Source organism: Nonomuraea longispora (assembly GCF_004348345.1).
GTDB lineage: Bacteria > Actinomycetota > Actinomycetes > Streptosporangiales > Streptosporangiaceae > Nonomuraea > Nonomuraea longispora.
Window position 1 is genome coordinate 1 of the sequence record NZ_SMJZ01000340.1, and the last position, 5,074, is coordinate 5,074.

The 5,074-nt window shown below is 64.8% G+C and carries 4 protein-coding genes; 2 read left to right on the forward strand and 2 right to left on the reverse strand.

All coding sequences use genetic code 11. The features are described 5' to 3' along the window. The first annotated feature begins 578 nt into the window (after positions 1-578). Entirely contained in the window at positions 579-1,010 is a 432-nt protein-coding gene (locus E1267_RS42455; RefSeq protein ID WP_132341790.1) for a hypothetical protein, read from the forward strand. 428 nt (positions 1,011-1,438) lie between these two features. Here E1267_RS42455 and E1267_RS42460 read toward each other — a convergent pair whose 3' ends face one another. Both E1267_RS42460 and E1267_RS46055 read right to left on the reverse strand, forming a co-directional pair. Further along, positions 1,439-2,737 carry a hypothetical protein gene (locus tag E1267_RS42460; RefSeq protein ID WP_132341792.1) on the reverse strand — a complete coding sequence of 433 codons (1,299 nt, stop codon included), beginning with the start codon at positions 2,735-2,737 and terminating at the stop codon, positions 1,439-1,441. Positions 2,738-3,332: 595 nt separating this feature from the next. Then, entirely contained in the window at positions 3,333-3,572 is a 240-nt protein-coding gene (locus E1267_RS46055) for an integrase core domain-containing protein (protein ID WP_132341796.1), read from the reverse strand. 321 nt (positions 3,573-3,893) lie between these two features. Here E1267_RS46055 and E1267_RS42475 point away from each other — a divergent pair, with 321 nt between their 5' ends. Further along, on the forward strand, positions 3,894-4,928 hold the full coding sequence (locus tag E1267_RS42475; RefSeq protein WP_246064702.1) for an RNA-binding protein: 1,035 nt from the start codon (positions 3,894-3,896) through the stop codon (positions 4,926-4,928). Positions 4,929-5,074: the final 146 nt, after the last annotated feature.

The following is a 5,074-nucleotide window of genomic DNA, read 5'->3' on the forward strand; positions in this document are numbered from 1 at the left end:
GGTGGGTGGCGATCGACAGGAACCGGGCAAGGCCTGAGTTGATATCGGGCCTGGAGCTTTGGCCGGCTGAGGCAGCGTACGTCGGTCCTGCTAGTACTTTCCGCGAAGATCGTGGTGTGAGCCAGTCGCAGGAGACACCGCTGTTGTTTACGGGCCGTCGAGCCCTTGCGCAGCATGCGGGCCTGCGGCGGGCTTACCTACAACGAGCACGTCGCCTTCCCGCCGCGGTCGAAAGCTACGGCTTGACAACTTAGGCAGATCGGGTGTCTCCGCACGCGGCTCCGGAGGCCCCTTCAAGATCAGGCTTCTACCTGCGTCTTCTCGTGGGAACGGGGACGGTGGAACGCGTATGGCGCGGAACGCACCAGATAACGCCAGCGGCACCGCGTTGCGCGTCGCCATCTGAGCCCCCTCTGTCTCTCCCTGAGAGAGACAAGAGAGATCCCACGCGCACGCGCGAGGCCCCTCAGGGTGCCCGTCGCGGCCCACGCACCTCGCCGACCTGGGGACTGCACGAGTCGCCGAGGACCAAACGTGATCGACTCGCCGCCTGTGAGCGTCTGCGCCAGGAGCCAGGGGTGCTGCGCAGGATGACGGCCTGGTACCTGCGGTGGCTGCGCAGGGCGTTCCTCCTCGCTGGCTGGACGCCCGCCGATGTGCTGCACGCTCTGGACGTCCGCTCGGACGGCAGCGGGTGGACCTACACCTGGTCCAGCGCGGACGAGTTGCGGCACATCCCCGGCTGGGTGCGTAACCGCCTCAATGCCTGGATCGGCGGAGACGGTCAGGTCCTGACGTCCGGGTCGCAGCGGCTGGCCGCCGCTGCGCAGGAGGTGGAGGAGCAGAGGCGCCGCCGCGTGAAGGAGCGAGAGCGGCGCTGGGCGCAGCGTGTGGAGGCGGGTGGCGAGGACGGGCCGGCCGCGCGGGCGCGGGCGCTGCTGGTGGCGACGAGTCCGAGCTTCGCCGCTGCGTTGCGCCGGACTGGTTTGCGCTGCAGAAACGCACGCTAGACATGTCGTTGTTCACGGAGACGCGCGATCAGGCATGCTCCAGTCTCAGAGCCTGCTGACGAAGGGTTTGGTCGCTGCGGCCGGGACCAGGGATGCCATGGTCGAGGGCGTCTTTGAGTGGTGCGCCTGCGGATAGGAGCGGGCTCCTAGTAGCTGAGGTGTTGTCTACGCATCTCGGCGGCCAGGAGCCCGTGGTTGTCTGTTTACACGCTCATGCTACGGACCACACCATCGCTCCCCCTCGCAGGGCTTTTGACGCTGGGCTTCGACCCCGCCCCTTACCAGACGAAGCCGCCAGCCTGCTACCGGACCTCCTGGCAGCTACCCGGACCGGACTTCCACCGGCAAGCGACGACGAGCTTACGAACAACAAGATCAGCCGCACGTCACGGCTTCACCTCCTGCCCTGCGGGGCGCACGAAACAGGTTCAGTGATGGTCGATCCTGTGGACCCCTATGACTCCCCATCTCTTCCCGGCGCCGCCGTCGTGCCGGAGCACGTTCACCCCGTAGTACGAGAAGCCGATCCACCCGTCGCGGTCGCCTTTCCCCTGCACCCACTTGGCATTCACGCCGTTGAAATCGGCTTTTTCGGCGAACAAGGTTCCGCCTTCCCCGGAGCCGCGTGTGCGCCACACTTTCACCCCGCCCGGGATGAAGGTGATATCTCCCTCGCCTGTGTTGAGCCCTTTGACGTATTCGGTGGCGACGCCGTTGACGATGGTCTCGCCGGCGTACAGGGTTCCCCGTTCGTTGGAGCCGAATTCGCTCCATATGTGCATCGCGCCCTTGCTGAAGGTGAAGATTCCGTCGCCGTTGTTCGGTCCTACTACCCACGGGGTGGTGACGCCGCCGTTGACGATGGCCTTGTCGGCCGTTACGGTCCCCTGCCCGCCGGAGTTGTCGGAGATTTCCACCCCTGTGCCGGTGAAGATGAGGCGTCCTCCGGTCGCGTTCGCCGTCCCCTGGACCCGGGGCGTGTCGATGCCGGTCGTGGCAGTGAAGGTTTCCAGGACAGGATTGCGCAGGTGGACGGTCGTGGTGAGGACGTGTTGCCGCTGGGGATCGCTGCGTGAGGTGGCGACGAGGGTGTAGGTGGTGGCCCGCTTCGGAGCTTGTCCGGTACCCGGTTTCCAGGTGCGATCGTTGCGGGGGACGGTCGCCTTCCCGCCCGGGAAGAGAATCTCGTAGGTGAAGTCGTCGGACCCGTCCCAGCGCAGGACGAGGTCTTTTCCGTCGTCCAGCATGCTTTCGTCCGGACGGAAGTTGCGCGGCGCTGTCGCCGTCTTCACCAGCGCCGGCATCGCTATGCTCGTCTGCCGTTTCCCGGTCTTTCTCTTACTGGTTTCGGTCACCTTCAGGACGGCCACGCCGGCGGCGCCGGTGACGGTGATGTTCTCCAGCGTCAGGACCATGGAGTCGCCGGAGTTCATGGCAAGGGATCCGCCGGTCGAAGGGGTGGCTCGGAAGACCTTGGGTCCCTGCTGCTTGAAGGTCACCGCTTGGGAGTCGCCCTTCGTTTTGATCGCCTTGACGGTCGCGACGTCCTTGACGAGGTCGCCCGCGCCGTTACCCACCGGCAGCTCCACGTCGATGGTGGACCAGTACGCCCCGTACTGCCCGGTGTTGGTGACGACCAGGTACGCAGTGCCCTGGGATGGGTTGTACGTGGTCGACGCCTCCAGCGGGGCCGGGTCGGTGAGTAGGGTGTAGGTCAGCATGGTCATGGTCGCGACTCCTTCTCCTGGGGTCGGCGCAGGGCGGTGACCGGCGCGCTGAGACAGGGCAGGACGGACGGCGACACAAGTGACGTATCCGAAACCCGCCGCTTGAGACGCACCGCAGCAGATCACTCTCTAGATCCAAACGCTGGCAAGAAATCGCGACAAGAGCGTCCAAGGACGCCTTAACACGGCTATTCGGCAATATCATCCACGCCTTGACAGAACTTTCGGACCGGCTGCCGGTGATTTTCCGGTCGGTACAGAGCCTGAAAGGCCGGCTTCTCGCATTACAACGGTTCGGGTCCCCTCCCCAGGCTCGCCACGGCTGGGCGGCCAAGGGCTCCAGCACCTTGCCGCGCCGGTCGGGACTGGACAGATCCGGAAGCGGTGGCGGGCCGCTCCAACGGCCATGAGGTGGTTGGCCTGCCAGTTCGCGGGTCAGGCGGCGAATCATCTGATGCACGGTGGCCCCGCCAGATCATGGCTTTGTGGTGCTCGGGCTTGCCTTCGTAGATCCGCACCAGCCGGCGGTAACGAGTCAGACAGGCGAAGGTTCGTTCTGCCACCCACCTGAAGCGCCCCGGCTTCGATGGAGACCTCAACGGTTGATTCCGGCGGGTTCGTTGGGCTGGGGTTGAGCGTAGTGGAGAGCTCCGAACTCCTCTGGTGGCAGGTGCCCGATCGCTGAGTGCAGGCGGGTGGCGTTGAACCAGTCGCCCCATTCGGCGGTGGCCAGTTCGACGTCGGCCAGGCTGCGCCAGGGTCCTCGGGGCTTGATCAGCTCGGTCTTGTAGAGGCCGATCCGCTCAAGATCCGTACGTTCCTCGTACGTGATCATGGGCACATGCTTGCCATCGGCAGCCTCGGGTGGCACATCCCGGAACGCAGAGGGACCTGCGTTCCCGCAGGTCCCTGCCCGTCTTGCGATGGTGATCGCGAGTGCCCCCTGCAGGATTCGAACCTGCGCACCCGGCTCCGGAGAGGATTGCAGAAATACCTAGCCTTGCTCGGTTGACCTGCGAAAACATCCTGGCAGCCCGTAGTCGGAACCTCTTCGGTCCACGATGGGTCCATGGATAGGGTTGTACCCCTCTCCAGAGGAGAGCCGTGGAGCCCCGACAAGCAGGCGTCGTCAGCAGTCTCCACCAGAATGGGGACGGTGAACGTTCCCATGGCCAGTCCTGGCTCGCCGGCATCATCACCTCAGGTCCATCCCGTAGATGACCGAACTGGCCGGGGAATCCACGTCTACCGCGTCACGAAGTACGACCCGGCCGACCGCAATGGAGCCGGCCACTACGTCGGTCCCGAGGACGTGTACAGCGACCACGGCGCAGTCGAAGAGGCCTACCTAGCTTCTGTGGCCGCTTTCGCAGAAGAAACCGGCATCACCCACCTCACCATTCGGGAACCCGAGGTAACCGGCTTCGTGAACTTCGGCGTAGAGCCTCCGATCGACGGTCATGGTCTGGCCGGACTGTTCCCACCCGACCTGACGGGTTACCACGACGGCGCACAGGTGCCGATATCCGTCGCCCTGGAGTTGGTCCGGGCGATGCTGCGCGACAACGGTGCCTGGTGCCGCTTGGAGGCCGAGGACCAGTTCTTCGTCCACGTAGGTTACGACCAGTACGTCTATGTCGGCAGCGCGCTACCGTGCCCGCACGCGGTGGCGCTTACCCACCAGCGTGGACTCTTCGCCGAACCGATCAACCAGTCACCGTACGACCCACAACTCGATGAAGACGATTCTGCACGGCGACGCCCCGCCGATGACGCATTCTGGGCCGAGCTGAATGCTCTCCTCAGCAGGCAAGGCGCGGTGTTGCTTGAGGAGGGCTATCTCTCCAACGCCTCACGCTGGCACCGCATCACCCTCGATGGGGTTGCCCCGATACGGAGCCGACTCACCCCGCGGGCCAGGCTGCTGATTTGGCCCGACCTATCGACAAACGTGGACGCAGCCCTTGCCAGCCTCCCCAACGACAGCCTCGTTGAGATCGTCTGGCAGAACCCTCAGGGGCACATCACCAGCCTGACCGCCGACGAAGCTGAATATCCGGCACTGTCCGCCATACTGGCTGAAGCCCATGCGGTGCTGATTCTTTCCTGCTACGAGGACGAACGTACCCCACTGATGGCCGCCGTGATGCCCGACCCCGATGGCGTACTCCGGGCACGATGGATGCCCTAACGCTCACTGCCCATAGAAGTGTCAATCCCCTCAAAGCGTGGAGACGGTTCTATGCCACAGCGGCCCTCAGCAGGGCCGTTGATGCTTGCCGCTTCTCGATCATGTGACGCTCGAATGTGACAGGCGGCAGCCCGTCGTTGGCGCTG